Source organism: Streptomyces sp. H39-S7 (assembly GCF_027158205.1).
In the GTDB taxonomy this organism is placed as follows: Bacteria; Actinomycetota; Actinomycetes; order Streptomycetales; family Streptomycetaceae; genus Actinacidiphila.
This window is the reverse complement of record NZ_JAPVLU010000018.1, coordinates 143,296-162,047: the sequence shown is the minus strand read 5'-3', so window position 1 is coordinate 162,047 and position 18,752 is coordinate 143,296. Positions and strand designations below refer to the sequence as shown.

The window sequence follows — 18,752 nt, the reverse complement described above, 5'->3', positions numbered from 1 at the left end:
GTCACGCCAGACTCACCGTGGCCCGGTGGGTGGCCCCGGCGGTTCCGGGGGCGATGGTGAGCCGCAGCGAGGCGCCGGTGCCGACGACGGTCACCGTGGCGTCCTTGGCGGTGACGGCGGACACCGGCCGGTTCCAGGTGATGTCGAGCGAGGCGCCGGACCGCGGCGGCTCCGACACGCAGACGGTGGCCGTGGAACCGCTGACGCGGATCGTGACGCAGGCCGGGATCGAGGCGGTGACGCCGCCGACGGTGCCCGCCGACCAGAAGTTGATCCCGGTGAACCCCAGCGAGGGCACCGCGACGCCCTGCTGCGCCGCCGTGTTGGCGAGGGTCGTCATCCAGCCGGTGGCGGCGGCGCGGGCCGCGGTGGCGGCGGCGGTCGCGCCCGGCATGACGAGGTAGGCGTAGGAGGCGTTCACGGGGTTCACGCCGTGGTCGAGCCAGAGCGTGAGGTAGCGCCGGGTCAGCGCGTCGGTGGCGCCGCCGGTGTTGATCGCGGCCCAGGTGCCGGTGCGCGCCTCGCGCAGCGCCTTGAGCGTCGCTCCCCCGCCGCCCGGGAAGACATAGCCGCCGAAGCCGGTGATCCGGGCCCACTGGGTGCCGGCTAGCGTCGCGGACCAGCCGAGCGCCGTGGACTGCGTGGTGCCGTTGACGGCGAGGCCGTGGGTGCCGGTCGGGCCGAGGTTGCGGTTCTCGACGACGGTCTCGACGGCCGTGCCGTCGGTGCTGGTGATGCCCGCGCCGAGGCAGACGACGGTGTCGTCGAGACAGAACCACGACTTGCGGGCGCTCATCGTGCTCGACAGGCCCTTGAGGTGCTGGCCGACCGCCGCGAACTCCCCGTCCGTGGCGCCGCCGACCCAGGTGACGTCCGGCCGCGCCGCGCCCCACGTGCCGCCGGCTGCGTCCGCCAGCGCCTTCTTCGACACCGTCGTGCCGGGCAGCCGGTACGGGTCGACCGTGGGCCAGAAGGCGTCGCTGTACTGGCCGTTGCCGTAGGTGGAGCCCCACCAGGAGAGCATGCCGGAGCCGGTGTGCCAGCCCCGCAGGTTCTCGCCGTTGCCGGTCTCGTAGTACGTGATCCGCTTCGAGGCCATGCCGATCACGGCGGCCCAGTCGGCGCGGCGGTGCACCGCCCGGTCCATGCCGGGGAAGAGCCGGTGCGCAACAGGTTCCGGCACGGCGGCCACCGCACTGTCGGCGATGGCCTCCAGCCGGGCGAGGTCAGCGATGCCGAGCTTGGCGTCCGCCAGTACCGGGCTGTAGTAGTCGCGCTGGATCCATCCCTTGACCAGGCCCTGCCAGCGGGTCCGCTCGGTGGCGCTCGCGCCCTCGGCCAGCAGCGCGATGTGGGCCAGCAGTGGGTGGCCGCGCCGGTGGTCGTCGCCCTGGATTCGGGTGGGGTCGGTGGTGGCGATGCCCCGGCTGATGGCGCGCCCGGAGACCGCGTCCATGACCAGGCCGTTGTAGAGGAACGGCGCGTAGGCCTTCTCGACGGAGTCCAGGATGATCTGCCGGTTCGGGTCGGTGACCGCCCACGTGGAGCCGGCGAGCAGCGCGAACAGCCGCGACAGCCCGTCGATCTGCACCTCGCCGTACGAGCCGGTGTACGCGACGTAGGTGTGCTGGACGAACGAGCCGTCGGCGTAGAGCCCGTCGCCGGTCGTCACGTAGGGGAAGACCGGCGAGAGCGCGTCGCGGGCCAGCGCCAGCTTCGCCGCCGACTTGCCGAGCACGCCCCGGACGGCGATGACCCGGCACAGGTCGACGCGGTTCGCGCCGGTGCTGGTGCCGGAGTACGACCCGACGGCGGAGTCCGGCACGAAGTGGTCGACGGCCCGCAGGTAGGAGGCGGTCTGGGCGGCGCTGAGCGCGTCGTAGGCGATGGTCACCGTGTCGAGCAGCAGCCGGGGGCTGCCGATCTGCCAGTCCCACCAGTTGGGGAGGAACGCGGTGGTGTTCTCGTTGTAGACCTGGGCGTAGAGGTGGTCCAGGCCCTGGACGACGGCCGCGACCATCGCCGGGTCGGCGGTGGAGCCGGTGGCGGGCTGGGCCCAGGCCTGCGCCATCTCGTTGAGCCGGGCGTAGCTCCCGGTGATCGACGCGGTGGCGTTCAGCGGCTGGTCGGGCCAGAGCGATCCGGTGGCCGGGGCCATGGACGCCAGCGAGGTGCGCGCGGCGGTGCCGAGGGTCGCGAGCTTCGTCGCGTACGGCTCGGCGGCGGCGTCGAAGCCGGTGCCCAGGGCGAGGGCGCGCCAGCGCAGTCGCAGGGTGTCGAAGGCGTCGGAGGCAGCGGCTGCTCTCACGGCGGGCAGACCCGCGGCGAAGGCCGCTGCCCCGCTTCCGGCGAGGAACGTCCGGCGGGACCAGGGGGAGGACATGGCGGTGGAACCTCCGAGGGCGAAGACGACGGTGTGCTTCACTGCTCTCTAGTAAGCGGTTTCTATCATGCGTGTTCCACCGCCCACAACGGATTGAACACTGTTTGATTTTTTGGATTGTGACGACAGGAACGCCCACTTACGATCACGTTGACGCCACCCGCAGCAGCACGTCACCGCACCGGAGAACCCTCATGCTCGAGATGTCACCCGAGGGCTTCTCCCTCGACGGCCGCCCCCTGCGCCTGCTGTCCGGCGCGCTGCACTACTTCCGCACGCTCCCCGAGCAGTGGCCGCACCGGCTGCGCATGCTGCGTGCGATGGGCCTGAACACCGTGGAGACGTACGTCCCCTGGAACCTCCACGAGCCGCGCCCCGGTGAGTACACCTTCGACGGCCTCGCCGACCTGGACGGCTTCCTGCGCGCCTCCGCCGACGCCGGACTGCACGCGATCGTGCGCCCCAGCCCGTACATCTGCGCGGAGTGGGAGAACGGCGGCCTGCCCTGGTGGCTGCTGGCCGACCGGAACCTGCGGCTGCGCGTGAACGACCCGCGCTACCTGGAGGCGGTGGACCGCTGGTACGACCGGCTGATCCCGATGATCGCGGCGCACCAGACCACCCGGGGCGGCAACGTCCTGATGGTGCAGATAGAGAACGAGTACGGGTCGTTCGGAACGGACCGCGCGTACCTCGGGCACCTCGCCGACGGCCTGCGGTCGCGCGGGATCGACGTGCCGCTGTTCACCTCCGACGGCCCGGAGGACTTCTTCCTCACCGGCGGGGCCGTCCCCGGCCACCTCGCCACCGCCAACTTCGGCAGCCGCGCCACCGAGGCCTTCGCCGAGCTGCGCCGCCTCCGGCCGCAGGACCCGCCGATGTGCATGGAGTTCTGGAACGGCTGGTTCGACCACTGGGGTGAGAAGCACACCGTCCGCTCCCCCGAGGACGCCGCGGGCGCGCTGCGCGAGATCCTGGAGAACGACGCCTCCGTCAACCTCTACATGGCGCACGGCGGCACCAACTTCGGCACCTGGGCAGGCGCCAACACCGCCGACCCGCGCACCGGCGAGGGGTACCAGCCGACGATCACGTCCTACGACTACGACGCCCCGATCGACGAGCGGGGAGCGCCCACCCCCAAGTTCTGGGCGTTCCGCGAGGTGCTGGCGGCCTGCACCGAGCAGCCGGCGCCCGACCCCGAGCCGATGCCGCCGCTGCTGCCGGCCGCCAGGATCGAGCTCACCGAGTCCGTACCGCTCCTCGACGTCATCGAACGGCTGTCGACCGGCACCGTCCACGCCCCGGTGCCGCCGTCCTTCGAGGAGCTGGGCCTGGCCCACGGCCTGGTGCTGTACCGGACGGAGATCCCCGGCCCGCGCCGGGCGTACCCGCTGACCCTGGAAGGACTGGCCGACCGCGCGCACGTCCTCGTGGACGGCACGCAGGTCGCTGTCCTGGAACGCGACGGCGGCGAGCGCCCCGAGATCGCGGTGGACGGCCCTACCGCCCGCCTGGAACTGCTCGTGGAGTCCATGGGCCGAGTGAACTACGGTGCCGCGATCGGAGACCGCAAGGGCCTGTCGGGCGTGCTGCACACCCAGCAGTACCTGCACGGCTGGACCGCGGAGCCGGTACCGCTCGGCGACGGCACGCCGGACGGCCTGCCCTGGGGTACCGCGCTCGAAGGACCGTCCCGGGCCGCCGCCTTCCACCGCGGCTTCCTGGACGTCGACGAGCCCGCGGACGGCTACCTCGCGCTGCCGGGCTGGACCAAGGGGTACGTCTGGGTCAACGGCTTCTGCCTGGGCCGCTACTGGGACCGCGGCCCGCAGCGGACGCTCTACGTGCCGTGGCCGCTGCTGCGCTCCGGCCGCAACGAGATCGCCGTGCTCGAACTCGACGGGCACGCCGGACCCTTCGTCGAGATCCGCACCGAGCCCGACCTCGGCTGACCGGCCGTTCCGTCGGCCGGTTCTGTCGACCGGTTCTGTCGACCGGCCGACGGTCCACCCTTCTGGTCTAGTCCATTTTTCCACCTCGCCACCGGTTCCGGGCGGGGCCCGGTACCGTCCGACCTGACGGACGGAACGACGAAGGGAGGGCACCTCCATGTCGATCACCGCGGAAGAGATCACCACCCCGCCGAGTGCTGGGAGCGCGCCGCCGGACTCATCCCCGAGGTCGCGGGCCTGCTGCCCGCGACCGGGGAGAAGGTCGCGGTCGTGGGCTGCGGTACTTCCTGGTTCATGGCCCAGTCGTACGCCGCTCTGCGCGAGCGCGCCTGACTGGGCGTGACCGACGCCTTCGCCGCCTCCGAGTTCCCCTACGGCCGCGACTACGACCGGATCGTGGCCATCACCCGCTCCGGCACCACCACCGAGGTACTGGAACTGCTCCGCAAGGTGCGTGGGACGGGCGGGACGCGCGGAACGGTCAGGACCACGGCGGTCATCGGCGACCCGGACACCCCGATCGTGGACCTCGTGGACGACCTGGTCGTGCTGGACTTCGCCGACGAGAAGTCCGTCGTCCAGACCCGCTTCGCGACCAGCGTCCTGGCGCTGCTCCGCACTCACCTGGGCGAGGACATCGCGCCCGCCGTCGCCGATGCGCGCCGCGCGATCGCCGAGGTGCTGTCGCCGGACCTGCTGGGCGCCGAGCAGTTCAGCTTCCTGGGCACCGGCTGGTCCTACGGCATCGCGCTGGAGGCCGGCCTCAAGATGCGGGAGGCGGCGGGCGCCTGGACCGAGTCGTACCCCGCGATGGAGTACCGGCACGGCCCCATCTCGATCACCGGCCCGAACCGGATCGCCTGGGTCTTCGGCGACCTGCCCGAGGGCCTGGACGGGGACGTGGCGCGCACCGGCGGCACGCTGGAGGCCTCGGGCACCGACCCGCTGGCCGATCTGATCCGGGTGCAGCGGCTGGCGGTCGCCATCGCCGAGGCGAACGGCCTCAACCCCGACACCCCGCGCAACCGAGAACGCGGTGCTCTACCACGGCGCCCTGGAGCCGGTCGCGGCCGCGACCCTCGCCATCGCCCGCGCCGCGTCCGTACCGGTCGCCGTCCACCTCGACCACGCGACCGACCGCATGCTCGTGGAGCAGGCCGTCGCGCTGGGCCTCACCTCGGTGATGTTCGACGCCTCGACGTTGCCGTACGAGGAGAACGTGGCGGTCACCGCGTCGGTGGCCGAGCACTGTCACCGGCGCAGCCGCAGCTGACCGCCCCCCGCAAGTACCTCGGCCCGGGGCGCTCCGCCGTCACGGACGAGGTGGCACGACTGCTGCGGGTGCTGGCCGGGCCGCCGGCCGCGGGCTAGGACTCGGGCGCTGGCTCTAGGGAGCGTCCTCGCCGGACGTCACGGCACCTGGCTGAGAAAAGCCCCGCTGGTTCCGCTCAGCGGACCGTCTCTGGACAGACCGAAGGGCCTGCCGGAAATCTGGCCGTCACGCAGTTTCCACTGATCCGAGGGAGAAATCGCTCATGAGATCTCGTCTGAAATACCGGCTAGGGCTGTTAGCTGCGGCGACCGGGATCGCAGCACTGATCCTCCCCGGGACCGCCAGCGCCGACGCACAGGCTGACAGCTACCTCTGGCACAGTCTCGCCGCCTCGCACAAGTGTGTGGGGCTGGCCAACAACGGAAGCACGGCGAACGGCACGGCCCTGGTCATCTGGGACTGTCACGGCCACCCCGACCAGCGCTGGACCAGTGGCCCCAGCGGTGGGGCCTCGGCGTTCTACAGCCAAGCCGGCGCCAACAAGTGTGTGGGGCTCGCCAACAACGGAAGCACGGCGAACGGCACGCCCCTGGTCATCTGGGACTGCCACGGCCACCCCGACCAGCAGTGGTATGCCTCGGTCAACAACTCGCTCCGCAGTAATGCTGCCGTCAACAAGTGCATAGGGCTGGCCAACAACGGAAGCACCGCGAACGGCACGCCCCTGGTCATCTGGGACTGCCACGGCCACCCCGACCAGCAGTGGCAGTGGCAGACCGGGCTCTGAGCACGGTGCTCCGCGCATAGGCAGCCGGTCATGAGCGGACTCTTCGTCGTGGGTCGGGGGCCGGTGCCTCCGGGGCAGGGGTCCGAAATCGTATATTTACGGGCCTGGCGGCCCACAAATACACGGCAGCATTTCGGACCCCAACCCCTACGGCCCCGTCCCCCTTCGGTCACGACCAGGTCCGCGCGTGACCGGCTCGTTCTGAACCGTCAGCAGCCGCCGCAGTTGTAGTAGAGGACGTCCCAGTGACTGCCCTCGTCCGCGTAGATGTTTCCGGACCCCGACTTGTACTGCGGAGCGCCGTCGCCCCGCAGTCCGATGTAGGTGAACCGGTGGATGTAGTTGGTGAGACAGGTGCTTTTGCCCATGTCGAGCTTGTAGCCGTTCCAGTGGCTGTACGTGCCGCTCGCGTGGCCGGTCTCCGTGCCGCCGGTGATGTTGATGGCGCAGCCGCTGGCGTGCCGCAGCGTGACGGCGCCCTGCGCGGTGGCCAGGTTGAGCTGGTCGAAGGACGTGCAGGTGGAGACGTTTCGGTTGGAACAGCCGCCCGACGACGACCAGGTGATTCCCGCCGAACTGAACATGGACGTGGCCTGCGCGTGCGTCAGTTTGCTGACCGCGTAGGCGTCCTGGGTGGCGGCGAGGCCAAAACCAGGAGCGAAGAGGACGCTGAGGGTGAGGACCAGGGCGCTGAGGACGGTGCGGAGCGTCGTGGTGCTGCGGAACGTCATATGAGGGGCCTCCTGCGGGATGCGTGCAACCGGTGGGGCGGTTGAGCGTTGAGCGGGTGCCGCTGTCGTGCGTGACGAGTGTGCCCGAGTTCTACGCGCGTCCGCCAGAGGCTGTGCACCGACGGAAATGGCTGCGAACTCGCACCAGACGACCTTGCCGGGATCGCGCCGCCGCACACCCCAGTCGTCCGCGACCTCCGCCACCAGCAGCAACCCGCGCCCGCCGCTGTCCCCACCCTGGGGACAACGTGCCGGCGCCCGCACATCGCCACCACCGCTGTCGTGCACTTCGACGCGCAGGGCGCCGCCCTCGCCCTTGTCGAGGGCGAGGTGCATCCGGAAACCGCGCCCCGGCGGTACCCCGTGCAGCAGGGCGTTGGTCGCCAGCTCGCTCACGCACAGCAGCACGTCGTCCCGCCGGCCGACCACCCCCCACGCCCGCAGCGCCTCGGCGGCGAAGGCCCGCGCGGCGGGAACGGATCGACGCTCGCGCCGGTAGAACGCCTCGCGAAAAAGGCTCAGTTGATTGATTTTGTCCATAGACAGACTGTCACAGTGAGTGACTAAAGTGGACCACAGCGTCAGGGCGTACGGATGGGTTGTACGCCTCGGGAGAGGGTCCTGTACTGAGGTGGGCGGGAATGGGAAACGTCATGCAACCGGCCAACAAGCCCAAGAAGAATCCGTCGTGGCACGTGATCGGCGCCATGCTGGGCCACTTCCGCAGAGGAGCGGGATACACCCAGTTCTCGCTGGCCGAGCGGCTGTGTGTGCACGAGGAGACGATCGCCTCGATCGAGCAGGGCCGGAGACCGCTGAAGGGGGACCTGGCGGACCACCTGGACCAACTTCTGGAGACGAAGGGGGCGCTGGGGGTCGCGGTGACGCAGATCCCGGAGAAGGAGCGGTATCCACTGTTCGCGCAGGACTTCATGGAGCTGGAGCAGAAGGCGTTGACCCTGCTCTCGTACGAAAACCATGTCGTGCCCGGCCTGTTGCAGACCGAGCAGTACGCACAGGAGGTCTTCGCCTGCCTCTACCCGCCGATCAGCGAGGAACAGGTCGAGGAATGGGTCTCGTTGCGGATCGATCGGCAGAACATCTTCGCGCGCAAGCCCTGGCCGCCGATGATGAACTACCTGCTGGAGGAGTCGATCCTGCACCGCCCCATCGGTGGCCGGGAGGTGCTGAGCCAGCAGATCCGCCACTTACGACGGTGCTCCGAACTCCCCTTTCTGGGACTCCAGATCATGCCCACGAACCGCAAGCGGCACGCGGGCCTCTCAGGCCCCATGGTGCTACTGGAGACCCCTGACCACGATCAACTTGCTTATATCGAGGGCCAACTCGTCAGCTTCCTCCATGATGATCCAGATCAGGTCAGTACGCTCCAGCAGAAATATGGGATGCTGCGATCACAGGCCCTGACCCCGGAGGAGAGCATGGGTCTGCTGGACGATCTGCTAGGAGATTCATGAACCGCGCAGCAAGCCCGCACCCCACCGACGACCTCGCTTGGTTCAAGTCCAGCCACAGCAGCGACCAAGGCGGCAACTGCATCGAAGTCGCCGCCCACCCCCACGCCATCCACATCCGTGACAGCAAGGACCCCGACGGTCCGGCCCTGACGGTCTCCCCCGCCGCCTGGACCCGCTTCGTCGCTTTCGCCGCCGGGGCCGATCTCACCGCCGTGTAACTCGCTGACGACTCACTCCTGCGGGTCGACGCCCGCGCGCAGCAGCCCGTAGGCGTACGCGTCGTCGAGGGCCTGCCAGGAGGCCGCGATCACGTTCTCCGCGACGCCGACCGTGTTCCACTCGCCCTGACGGTCACTCGTGGTGATGAGCACGCGGGTCGTGGAGTCGGTGCCCTGGCGGCCTTCGAGGATGCGGACCTTGTAGTCGACGAGCTGGAGCTCGGCGAGCTGTGGGTAGATCCGCTCCAGGGCGACGCGCAGCGCGCGGTCCAGCGCGTTGACCGGGCCGTTGCCCTCTGCCGTGGCGACGATGCGCTCGCCCTTCGCCCATACCTTCACTGTCGCCTCGTTGGCGTGGATGCCGTCGGGGCGGTCCTCGACGATCGCGCGCCAGGACTCGACACGGAAGTAGCGGCGGGGGCGGCCGTTGATCTCGTCGCGCAGCAGTAGCTCGAAGGAGGCGTCCGCTGCTTCGTACGTGTAGCCCTGGAGCTCGCGCTCCTTCACCCGCGCGACCACTCGGCCGACGAGCTCGCGGTCGTCGCCGAGGTCGATGCCGAGTTCTTTGCCCTTGAGCTCGATGGAGGCGCGTCCCGCCATGTCGGAGACGAGCATCCGCATGGTGTTGCCGACCAGCTCGGGGTCGATGTGCTGGTAGAGGTCCGGGTCGACCTTGATGGCCGACGCGTGCAGACCGGCCTTGTGGGCGAAGGCGGAGACGCCCACGTACGGCTGATGGGTGGAGGGCGCGAGGTTGACGACCTCGGCGATGGCGTGCGAGATCCGCGTCATCTCCGCCAGCGCGCCGTCGGGGAGCACCTTCTTGCCGTACTTGAGCTCCAGCGCCGCGACCACCGGGAACAGGTTGCTGTTGCCGACCCGCTCGCCGTAGCCGTTCGCCGTGCACTGCACGTGGGTTGCTCCCGCGTCGACGGCGGCGAGCGTGTTGGCGACCGCGCAGCCGGTGTCGTCCTGGGCGTGGATGCCCAGGCGCGCGTTGGTGTCGGCCAGGACGAGGCCGACCACGGCCTGGACCTGCGCCGGCAGCATGCCGCCGTTGGTGTCGCAGAGCACGACGACGTCGGCGCCGGCCTCGTGCGCCGCTCTCACGACCTGCTTCGCGTACTCCGGGTTCGCCTTGTAGCCGTCGAAGAAGTGCTCGCAGTCGACGAAGACCCGCCGTCCCTGCTCGCGCAGGTAGGAGACGGTGTCCCGGATCATCTCCAGGTTTTCTTCCAGCGTGGTGCGCAGCGCCAGCTCGACATGCCGGTCGTGTGATTTGGCGACCAGCGTGATCACCGGGGCCTTGGAGTCCAGCAGCGCCTTGACCTGCATGTCCTCGGCGGCTCGCCCGTTGGGCCTACGGGTTGCTCCGAAGGCGACCAGCGTGGCGTTCCGCAGCTCCAGCTCGGTGGCCGCCCGGGCGAAGAACTCGGTGTCCCGGGGGTTGGCGCCCGGCCAGCCGCCCTCGATGAAGCCCACCCCGAAGTCGTCCAGGTGCCGGGCGATCGTCAGCTTGTCCGCGACGGTGAGGTTGATCCCCTCACGCTGCGCGCCGTCGCGCAGCGTGGTGTCGAAGACATGGAAGCTGTCGTCCAATGCGGCTGTCATGGTGGTGAGGCTCCTGTCGGATGAGTGGTTACCGGAAGACCCGTCTCCACTTGCCCCCAATGATCCCTCGCGCTTCGCGTCCGGCGTGGGTGGGCCGGGAAACGAAAAAACCCCTCGCGGATGCGAGAGGTCTGCACGCGGGTCTGGGACACGGTGGTCGCTGCCGTACGTTTTCTACGGGGCGCTCACTGCGGACCGGCGTGCGCTGTCCATAATGATGACGTTGGAGAGCACGGCAGCAGTCTGGCACAGACCCGCCCCGCGCTCCGCCCCGTCTCAGGATGCGAGCGCTTGCTCACGGTCCGGCATGTCGCGCCCCACCCGGTGCAGGTCGATCTCCCGCGTCTCGCGCATCGACAGGTACACGACGAGCGACACGGCCGCGCAGCCCGCCACGTACCAGTAGTAGCCGGACTCGATGCCGCCCTTCTTGAACCACAGGGCGACGTATTCCGCGGTGCCCCCGAAGAGGGCGTTGGCCAGGGCGTAGGGCAGGGCGACGCCCAGGGCGCGGATGTGTGTCGGGAAGAGCTCGGCCTTCACGCAGGCGTTGATCGAGGTGTAGCCGGTGACGACCACCAGCGCGAGCAGGGCCAGCCCGAGGGCCGACCAGAAGCCGCTGACGTGCCGGAGTGCCGTCATGATCGGGACGGTGAGGAAGGTCGAGCCGACCGCGAAGGTGATCAGCAGGGGCCGGCGGCCGATGCGGTCGGACAGCGCTCCCGCGAGCGGCTGGAGGCAGGCGAAGACCGTCAGCGCGCAGAAGCTGACCAGGGTCGCGGTCTGCTTGGGCAGTCCCGCGCTGCTGGACAGGTACTTCGTGAGGTAGACGGTGTACGTGTAGTACGCGACGGTGCCGCCCATCGTGAGCGCCATGACCAGGAACGCCTCGCGCCGGTGCTTCCACAGCGCCGCCAGGGTGCCACGGTCCTCCCCGGCGTTGCCCGCTTCGGCGGACGCGCCCTCGTAGACGTCCGTCTCCAGCATGTTGCGCCGCAGGTAGAAGACGATCGCGGCGCCGAGGGCGCCGACGATGAACGGGATCCGCCAGCCCCAGCTGTGCAGCGCGCTGTCCGACATCGTGTGCTGGAGGATGATCTGCAGGCCGAGCCCGATGATCTGCCCGACCGTCATCGACACGTACTGGAAGCTGGAGGCGAAGCCCCGGCGGCCCGGCGCGGACGCCTCCGTCAGGTACGTGGCGCTCGCCGCGTACTCGCCGCCCACCGACAGGCCCTGGAGCAGTCGCGCCACCAGCAGGACGCCCGCGCCGCCGTACCCGGCGACCGCGTACGTGGGGGCCGCCGCGATCAGCACGGCGCTCGCCGACATCAGGGAGACCGAGAGCGTCAGCGCGGCCTTTCGGCCCTTGCGGTCAGCGATCCGTCCGAGCAGCCAGCCGCCCACCGGCCGCATGAAGAAGCCGACCGCGAAGATGCCCATGGTGTTCAGCATCTGGGCGGTCTCGTCCCCCTTGGGGAAGAACGAGGCCGCGAAGTACGTCGCGAACGTCGCGTACACGAACCAGTCGAACCACTCGACCATGTTGCCGGCCGAGCCGACCCAGATCTTCTTCCAGTGCTGCTGTCCGTCGACGCGTCCCGGGGTGCCCATGGTCAACGACCGTGCCGGAATGACCCGTTCCCCCGCAAGGGCGCCTCCGGCAGCGCCGGCTCACGCGGTGGGCGCGAGCAGTCCGTCCTGGAGGAACTCCCGCACGTGGCCGAGGACCGCTTCGCGGTCCGTGCCGGGGAGGCCGACGACGAGGTGGGTGCCGAAGCCGTCCAGCAGCGCGCGGAGCCGGACGGAGAACCGTTCGGGGTCGGTGGCACGGAACTCGCCGCGGGAGATGCCCTCGGCGAGCAGCGCCACCAGGTCCCGGTGCCAGGCCAGTTCCAGGGAGAGCTGCCGTTGCAGACCCTCCTCGCCGAGTTGGGAGCGGGTCCAGACCTCGGACCACAGCACCCAGTGCGGATCGCGGTGGCCGTCGGCGAGGTAGTGGTCGACGATCAGGTCGAGCCGCTCGCGGGCGGGCAGCGGGCGGGAGAGCAGGGCGCGGCGCTGGGCGCCGAGCTGTTCCTCGCTCCACTCCAGGGTCTGCAGCAGCAGCTCGTCCTTGCTGCCGAAGTAGTAGAGGACGTGGCCGCTGCTCATACCGACCTCGCGGCCGAGGCCGGCGAGGGTGAGCTCGGCCAGCCCGTGCTCCGCGATGGCCGTCATCGCGGCGGCCATCACCAGTTCGCGGGGCTGCTTGAGCCGCCGCCTGGCCCGGGCTTGTCCGGTCACCGCGTCCTCCGACTCGTCCCTGGGCCGCGCTCGGTTCACACCTGGGGCTGCTGTTGCGTGATGCAGTGGATGCCGCCGCCGTGCGCGAAGATCGTGCGGGCCTCGACGAGGACCACTTCCCGCTCGGGGAAGAGCCGGCCGAAAATCTCCGCGTTGACCCGGTCGGCCGGGTCGTCGAAGGAGCACAGCACGACGGCGCCGTTGCACAGGTAGTGGTTGACGTAAGAATAGTCGACCAGTTCGCCGTCCTCCCCGGTGGCCGAGGGAGCGGGCAGCTCGACGACCTCCAGGGCGCGGCCGCGCGCGTCGGTGGAAGCGCCGAGCAGCTTGATCGTCTCCTGCGACACCGCGTGGTCCGGGTGGGACGGGTCCTGCTGGCTGTGGACGACGACCGTGCCGGGCCGGACGAACGCGGCCAGGATGTCGACATGTCCACGGGTGCCGAAGAGCCCGTAGTCGGCGGTCAGCCCGCGCGGCAGCCAGATGGCCTTTGTCGTCCCGAGGTGGGCGTGCAGCTCCTCCTCCACCCGCTCCTTCGTCCACCCGGGGTTGCGGCCCGGGTCGAGCTGGACGGTCTCGGTGAGCAGCACGGTGCCCTCGCCGTCGACATGGATGCCGCCGCCCTCGTTGACCAGCGCCGAGGCGTAGCCGCGGGCGCCGGCCAGCTCGGCGACCTTCGCTCCGACCTGGGAGTCCAGGTCCCACTGCGCCCACTCCTGGCCGCCCCAGCCGTTGAACACCCAGTTCGCGGCGGCCAGTTCGCCGTCACGGACCAGGAACGTCGGGCCCATGTCGCGCATCCACGCGTCGTTGAGCGGCTGCTCCACGACATCGACCCGGCTGCCGAGCAACGCGCGGGCCGCGTCTCCGTCACCGGGCGTGGTAAGGACGGTGACCGGCTCGTAGCGGCTGATGGTGCGCGCGACCTCGGCCCAGGCGCGGCGGGAGGCGTCGAGGTCCTCGCCGTCCGCGAACGTGGAGTTGGGGGACGGCAGCGCCATCCACGTGCGGGCGTGCGGGGCCCATTCGGCGGGCATCCGGAAGCCGTCGGCGGCGGGGGTGTTCATCATGGGTGTGCGGGTCCTTGTCACAAGAAGTACAGGCGGTTGAGGGACACCTGGTCGGCGGGTTCCGAGCGCAGCGGGTCACCGTCGAGGGTGACCAGGCCGGTGTCGCCGTTCACGTCGACCTGGCCGGTGCGGGAGTTGAACCGCAGGTCGGCGGGGCCGATGCCGCGGGTGCCGCGTACCGCGACCCGGCGGCGCCGGGTCGGCATCCGGTCGTCCGCGGACTCGACCGCCGCGCGGGCCACGAAGGCGACGGACAGGTCGGCCGCGGTCGCGCCGTGCGCCCCGAACAGCGGGCCGATGACGAGAGGTTCGCAGTCGTCGGTGGCGGCGTTGGGGTCGCCGGTGACGCCGTAGGCGGGAAAGCCCGACTTCAGGACCATCTGCGGCTTGGCGCCGAAGTACTGCGGCTTCCACAACACGATGTCCGCGAGCTTGCCGACCTCCAGCGAGCCGATCTCGTGGGCAAGGCCATGGGCGATGGCCGGATTGATGGTGAGCTTGGCGATGTAGCGCAGCACCCGCCCGTTGTCGTCCGCGGGTCCGTCGCCCTGCATCGGCCCGCGTTCGGCCTTCATCTTCCCGGCCATCTGGAACGTGCGGCGCACGGTCTCGCCCGCGCGGCCCATCCCTTGCGCGTCGGAGGAGGTGATGCCGATCGCGCCCAGGTCGTGCAGGACGTCCTCGGCGCCCATCGTCCCGGCCCGGATCCGGTCGCGGGCCATCGCCGCGTCGCCCGGCAGGTCCGTCTTCAGGTCATGGACCGAGACGATCATGCCGTAGTGCTCGGCGACCGCGTCCCGCCCGAACGGCAGCGTCGGGTTGGTCGACGAGCCGATGACGTTGCGCACCCCCGCCATCTTCAGGACGTTGGGCACGTGCCCGCCGCCGCAGCCCTCGATATGGAAGGCATGAATCGTCCGGCCGTCCAGGACCGACAGCGTGTCCTCCACCGACAGGCACTCGTTCAACCCGTCACTGTGCAGCGCCACCTGCACGTCATGCTCCTCCGCGACACGCAGCGCGGTGTCCAGCGCCCGGGTGTGCGCACCCATGTCCTCATGGACCTTGAAGCCGGAGGCGCCGCCCTCGACAAGCGCCTCGACCAGCGGGGCCGGGTCTGAGGAGGAACCACGGGCCAGGAAGCCGATGTTGACCGGCCACGCATCGAAGGCGTTGAACGCATGCCGCAACGCCCACGGCGAGTTCACCCCCACCCCCCACACCGGACCGAACTCCTGGCCGATGATCGTGGTGACACCCGAGGCCAGCGAAGCCTCCATGATCCGCGGCGACAACAGGTGCACGTGCGTGTCCACCGAGCCGGCCGTCGCGATCAGACCCTCACCCGACACGATGCTCGTGCCGGTCCCGACGACCACATCGACCCTGTCGAGGGTGTCAGGGTTGCCCGCCCGGCCGATCGAGCAGATCCGGCCCTCGCGGATGCCGATGGACACCTTGCGGATACCGAGCACCGCATCGATCACCACCACATTGCTGATCACGACATCACAGGTGTCCCGGACAGCGGCGGCCTTGAGGTGCATCCCGTCACGAGCGGTCTTGCCGAACCCGGCCAGGAACTCATCACCCGGCAGCTGCGCGTCGGACTCGACGCGGACGACGAGCCCGGAGTCACCCAGCCGCACCCGGTCCCCGGCACGCGGGCCGTGCACCGCCACGTACTCGCGCGGATCGATCCCGGTCATGAGCCCTCCAACGGGATGTGGGTGCCCAGATAGCCGCAGGCGGCGGCCCTGCGCAGGGCCTCCTCGCGGGCGCCAGGCGCGTCCAGCGGGCCGTCGACCAGCCCCGCGAAGCCGATCGCGACCCGCGCACCGCCGATCGGCACCAGGCCCACCGGCGCGGACTCCCCCGGGCCGAAGCGCACCGACGATCCCGCCGGGACGGCGAGCCGCATGCCGTACGCGGCGGAACGGTCGAAGTCCAAGCGCGGGTTGGCCTCGAAGAAGTGGAAGTGCGAGGTGACGCTGACCGGCACGCTCGCGGTGTTGTGCACGGTCAGCGTCACGGACGGAGCCCGCTCCGCGACCGCCGGGCCGGTCAGGATGGCGCCGGGGGCACCGTCGCCCATGGACGCGCCGCCGATCGGATCGGTGACGACCGCGAGCCGGGAGCCGTCGTCGAAGACCGCCTCGACGTGCACCTCCCTGACCACGTCGGCCACTCCCGGCAGCACGTCCTCCGGCCCGAGGACGGCCTGCGCCGCCGCGATGGCCTCGGCCAGCCGGCGGCCGTCCCTGGCCGCCTCGCAGACGGCGTCGGCGATCAGCGCGGTCGCCTCCGGCACGTTCAGCCGCAGGCCGCGCGCCCGGCGGGCCCGAGCCAGCTCGGCGGCACCGAACAGCAGGAGGCGGTCCCGCTCGGTCGGGGTCAGTCGCACGGTGCGCCTCCCGGCAAGGTCATGAGGAATTAGAACGCCACTCTAACAAGACAACCGTGTTCCGGAAAACATGAGCCACATGAGCTGTACGCCATGCCAAGAAGTATTGAGCGCCACTCAAACGAACGTGCCGTCGACAACGCAGAACGCCCGCGTCCGGTCCCTGGGAAGGGACCGGACGCGGGCGCTCGGTGAAAGAGACGACGCGGGCGTCAGCCCAGCTGGTGCATCCAGCCGTGGTGGTCCGGGGCTGTGCCGGTCTGGATGGCCAGCAGCGCTTCGCGCAGCTTCATCGTCACCTCGCCGGGGTTGCCGTCGGCGACGGTCCAGTCGGCGCGGGTGGACTTGACCGAGCCGACGGGGGTGATCACGGCGGCGGTGCCGCACGCGAAGACCTCGGTGATGGAGCCGTCGGCGCAGCCGCGCTTCCAGTCCTCGACGGAGATCCGGCCCTCGCTGACCTCGTACCCCAGGTCGGCGGCGATCCGCAGCAGCGAGTCGCGGGTGATGCCGGGGAGCAGCGAGCCGGTGAGGGCGGGGGTGAGGATCTTGGTGCCGGACACGAAGTAGAGGTTCATGCCCCCCATCTCCTCGATCCAGCTGCGCTCGATCGCGTCCAGCCAGACGACCTGGTCGCAGCCGTGCTCGATGGCCTGGGCCTGGGCGACGAGGGACGCGGCGTAGTTGCCGCCCGCCTTCGCCGCGCCGGTGCCGCCGGGCGCGGCGCGCACGTACTCCTCGGAGAGCCAGACGGAGACCGGCTTCACGCCACCCGCGAAGTAGGCGCCGGCCGGCGAGGCGATCACCATGAAGAGGTATTCGTTGGCGGGCTTGACGCCCAGCCCGACCTCGGTGGCGAACATGAAGGGACGCAGGTAGAGCGACTGCTCGCCGGCGGCGGGCACCCACGCCTTGTCCTGGCCGACGATCGCGTCGACGGCCTCGATGAACGTCTCGATCGGCAGCTCGGGCATGGCCAGCCGGCGCGCGGAGTCCTGGAAGCGCTTGGCGTTGGCCTCGGGGCGGAAGGTGGCGACCGTGCCGTCGGGCTGGCGGTACGCCTTCAGGCCCTCGAAGATCGTCTGCGCGTAGTGCAGCGTCATGTTGGCCGGGTCGATGGAGAGCGGGGCGTACGGCACGAGCTGCGCGTCGTGCCAGCCACGGCCCTCGGTCCACCGGATCGTCACCATGTTGTCGGTGAAGTGGCGGCCGAACCCGGGCTTGGAGAGGATCGCCTCGCGCTCCGCGTCGGACAGCGGGTGCGAGGAAGGCTTGAGCTCGATCGTGGGCGTCGTCATGTCTGCGTGTCCTTCACCGTGAGGTCATGGCGGACCGCACCCGCCGTCCCAGTGCTTGGACGTCCGAGTTTCCCCTCGCACAGCGGCCCCACCGCTGATTATCGCAGCGATGGGGCCATAGGCATAAATGTGCGGCCCGGGGTTGATGGTCGCACCCGGCCGGGGCATAAGCCCAGGGGCCAGGTGTCAGCCGGCTACTCGTGCGGCCAGCGCGTCGCCCACCTGCACGGTGCTGCGCGGGGCGGAGCGCTCGGCGAGGTCCGCGTGCACGGCCTTCTCGACGCGGGCGGCCTCGTCGGTGTAGCCCAGGTGCTGGAGCAGCAGGGCCACGGAGAGGATCGTCGCCGTCGGGTCTGCCTTGCTCTGGCCGGCGATGTCCGGGGCGGACCCGTGCACCGGCTCGAACATCGAGGGGAAGTCGCCGCTGGGGTTGATGTTGCCGCTGGCGGCGACCCCGATGCCGCCGGACACGGCGGCGGCGAGGTCGGTGATGATGTCGCCGAAGAGGTTGTCGGTGACGATCACGTCGAAGCGCGCGGGGTCGGTGACGAGGAAGATCGTCGCCGCGTCCACGTGCAGGTAGTCCGTGGTCACGTCGGGGAACTCTTCGCCGACCTTGTTGAAGATGTTCGTCCACAGGTGGCCGGCGTAGACCAGCACGTTGTTCTTGTGGACCAGCGTGAGCTTCTTGCGCGGGCGGGCCTGGGCGCGGGCGTAGGCGTCACGCACCACGCGCTCGATGCCGAACGCGGTGTTCAGGCTGACCTCGGTGGCCACCTCGTGCGGGGTGCCGGTCCTGATGGAGCCGCCGTTGCCGGTGTAGGGGCCCTCGGTGCCCTCACGGACCACGACGAAGTCGATGTCCGGGCTGCCCGCCAGCGGGGTGGCCACGCCGGGGAAGAGCCTGCTGGGGCGGAGGTTGACGTGGTGGTCGAAGGCGAAGCGGAGCTTCAGCAGGAAGCCGCGCTCCAGCACTCCGGACGGCACGGACGGGTCGCCGATCGCGCCGAGCAGGATCGCGTCGTGCTCCTTGAGCTGCGCAAGGTCGTCCTCAGTGAGCGTCTCACCCGTGGCGTGGTAGCGCTTGGCGCCGAAATCGAAGGATTTCGTCTCCAGCTTCACGTCCGAAGGGAGGACGGCGGCAAGGACCTTGAGCCCTTCGGCCACGACCTCCTGGCCGATTCCGTCACCGGGGATCACTGCGAGGCTGAGGGTGCGAGACATGCGGGAAACCCTACTCGGCGTCCCATTGAATGAC

General features: G+C 70.2%; 14 protein-coding genes and 3 pseudogenes. 6 read left to right on the top strand and 11 right to left on the bottom strand.

What is annotated here, in order from left to right; translation table 11 throughout:
- Position 1: 1 nt before the first annotated feature.
- Positions 2–2,383: a polysaccharide lyase 8 family protein gene (locus O3X23_RS19450; RefSeq protein ID WP_269272718.1), complete on the bottom strand. Its 2,382-nt coding sequence runs from the start codon at positions 2,381–2,383 to the stop codon at positions 2–4.
- A gap of 194 nt (positions 2,384–2,577) precedes the next feature.
- Between O3X23_RS19450 and O3X23_RS19445 the strand changes: the two genes are divergently transcribed.
- The 4 genes and pseudogenes from O3X23_RS19445 (at position 2,578) to O3X23_RS19430 (ending at position 6,398) form a co-directional block, all read left to right on the top strand.
- Positions 2,578–4,338, top strand: coding sequence for a glycoside hydrolase family 35 protein (locus O3X23_RS19445; RefSeq protein WP_269272692.1), 1,761 nt, complete (start codon positions 2,578–2,580; stop codon positions 4,336–4,338).
- Between the two features lie 157 nt (positions 4,339–4,495).
- Positions 4,496–5,382: pseudogene (locus O3X23_RS19440) on the top strand (SIS domain-containing protein); the annotation flags it as partial.
- Positions 5,363–5,596 (top strand): annotated as a pseudogene (locus tag O3X23_RS19435) (class II fructose-bisphosphate aldolase); the annotation flags it as partial. The pseudogenes O3X23_RS19440 and O3X23_RS19435, both read left to right, overlap by 20 nt.
- A 277-nt stretch (positions 5,597–5,873) precedes the next feature.
- Complete coding sequence (locus O3X23_RS19430) at positions 5,874–6,398, top strand: RICIN domain-containing protein (protein WP_269272691.1); 525 nt, start codon at positions 5,874–5,876, stop codon at positions 6,396–6,398.
- A gap of 209 nt (positions 6,399–6,607) precedes the next feature.
- Here O3X23_RS19430 and O3X23_RS19425 read toward each other — a convergent pair whose 3' ends face one another.
- A complete protein-coding gene (locus O3X23_RS19425) occupies positions 6,608–7,129 on the bottom strand; it encodes a hypothetical protein (RefSeq protein WP_269272717.1) in 522 nt (173 codons plus the stop codon).
- 156 nt (positions 7,130–7,285) lie between these two features.
- Positions 7,286–7,669 (bottom strand): annotated as a pseudogene (locus tag O3X23_RS19420) (ATP-binding protein); the annotation flags it as partial.
- Positions 7,670–7,782: 113 nt separating this feature from the next.
- Here O3X23_RS19420 and O3X23_RS19415 point away from each other — a divergent pair.
- Both O3X23_RS19415 and O3X23_RS19410 read left to right on the top strand, forming a co-directional pair.
- Positions 7,783–8,607, top strand: coding sequence for a helix-turn-helix domain-containing protein (locus O3X23_RS19415; RefSeq protein WP_269272716.1), 825 nt, complete (start codon positions 7,783–7,785; stop codon positions 8,605–8,607).
- The gene (locus tag O3X23_RS19410; protein WP_269272690.1) at positions 8,604–8,825 is read left to right on the top strand and encodes a DUF397 domain-containing protein; all 222 of its coding nucleotides are present in this window, start codon (positions 8,604–8,606) and stop codon (positions 8,823–8,825) included. Before O3X23_RS19415 ends, O3X23_RS19410 begins: the two co-directional genes overlap by 4 nt.
- A 12-nt stretch (positions 8,826–8,837) precedes the next feature.
- Here O3X23_RS19410 and cimA read toward each other — a convergent pair whose 3' ends face one another.
- The 8 genes from cimA to O3X23_RS19370 all read right to left on the bottom strand — a co-directional run bounded on the left by cimA (position 8,838) and on the right by O3X23_RS19370 (position 18,718).
- Positions 8,838–10,436 carry a citramalate synthase gene (gene cimA / locus O3X23_RS19405; protein WP_269272689.1) on the bottom strand — a complete coding sequence of 533 codons (1,599 nt, stop codon included), beginning with the start codon at positions 10,434–10,436 and terminating at the stop codon, positions 8,838–8,840.
- Positions 10,437–10,712: 276 nt separating this feature from the next.
- Positions 10,713–12,050 (bottom strand): MFS transporter, encoded by a 1,338-nt coding sequence (locus O3X23_RS19400; protein ID WP_269272688.1) that lies wholly within the window; start codon positions 12,048–12,050, stop codon positions 10,713–10,715.
- Between the two features lie 60 nt (positions 12,051–12,110).
- Entirely contained in the window at positions 12,111–12,722 is a 612-nt protein-coding gene (locus tag O3X23_RS19395; protein ID WP_269272687.1) for a TetR/AcrR family transcriptional regulator, read from the bottom strand.
- A 35-nt stretch (positions 12,723–12,757) separates the two neighbouring features.
- On the bottom strand, positions 12,758–13,789 hold the full coding sequence (locus O3X23_RS19390; protein WP_269272715.1) for an agmatine deiminase family protein: 1,032 nt from the start codon (positions 13,787–13,789) through the stop codon (positions 12,758–12,760).
- A gap of 20 nt (positions 13,790–13,809) precedes the next feature.
- Complete coding sequence (locus O3X23_RS19385) at positions 13,810–15,501, bottom strand: urease subunit alpha (protein ID WP_269272686.1); 1,692 nt, start codon at positions 15,499–15,501, stop codon at positions 13,810–13,812.
- Positions 15,498–16,196, bottom strand: coding sequence for an urease subunit gamma (ureA, locus tag O3X23_RS19380; protein WP_269272685.1), 699 nt, complete (start codon positions 16,194–16,196; stop codon positions 15,498–15,500). The genes O3X23_RS19385 and ureA overlap by 4 nt, the downstream gene beginning before the upstream one ends.
- 212 nt (positions 16,197–16,408) lie before the next feature.
- Positions 16,409–17,494 (bottom strand): branched-chain amino acid aminotransferase, encoded by a 1,086-nt coding sequence (locus tag O3X23_RS19375; protein WP_269272684.1) that lies wholly within the window; start codon positions 17,492–17,494, stop codon positions 16,409–16,411.
- Between the two features lie 186 nt (positions 17,495–17,680).
- The gene (locus tag O3X23_RS19370; protein WP_269272683.1) at positions 17,681–18,718 is read right to left on the bottom strand and encodes a 3-isopropylmalate dehydrogenase; all 1,038 of its coding nucleotides are present in this window, start codon (positions 18,716–18,718) and stop codon (positions 17,681–17,683) included.
- Positions 18,719–18,752: the final 34 nt, after the last annotated feature.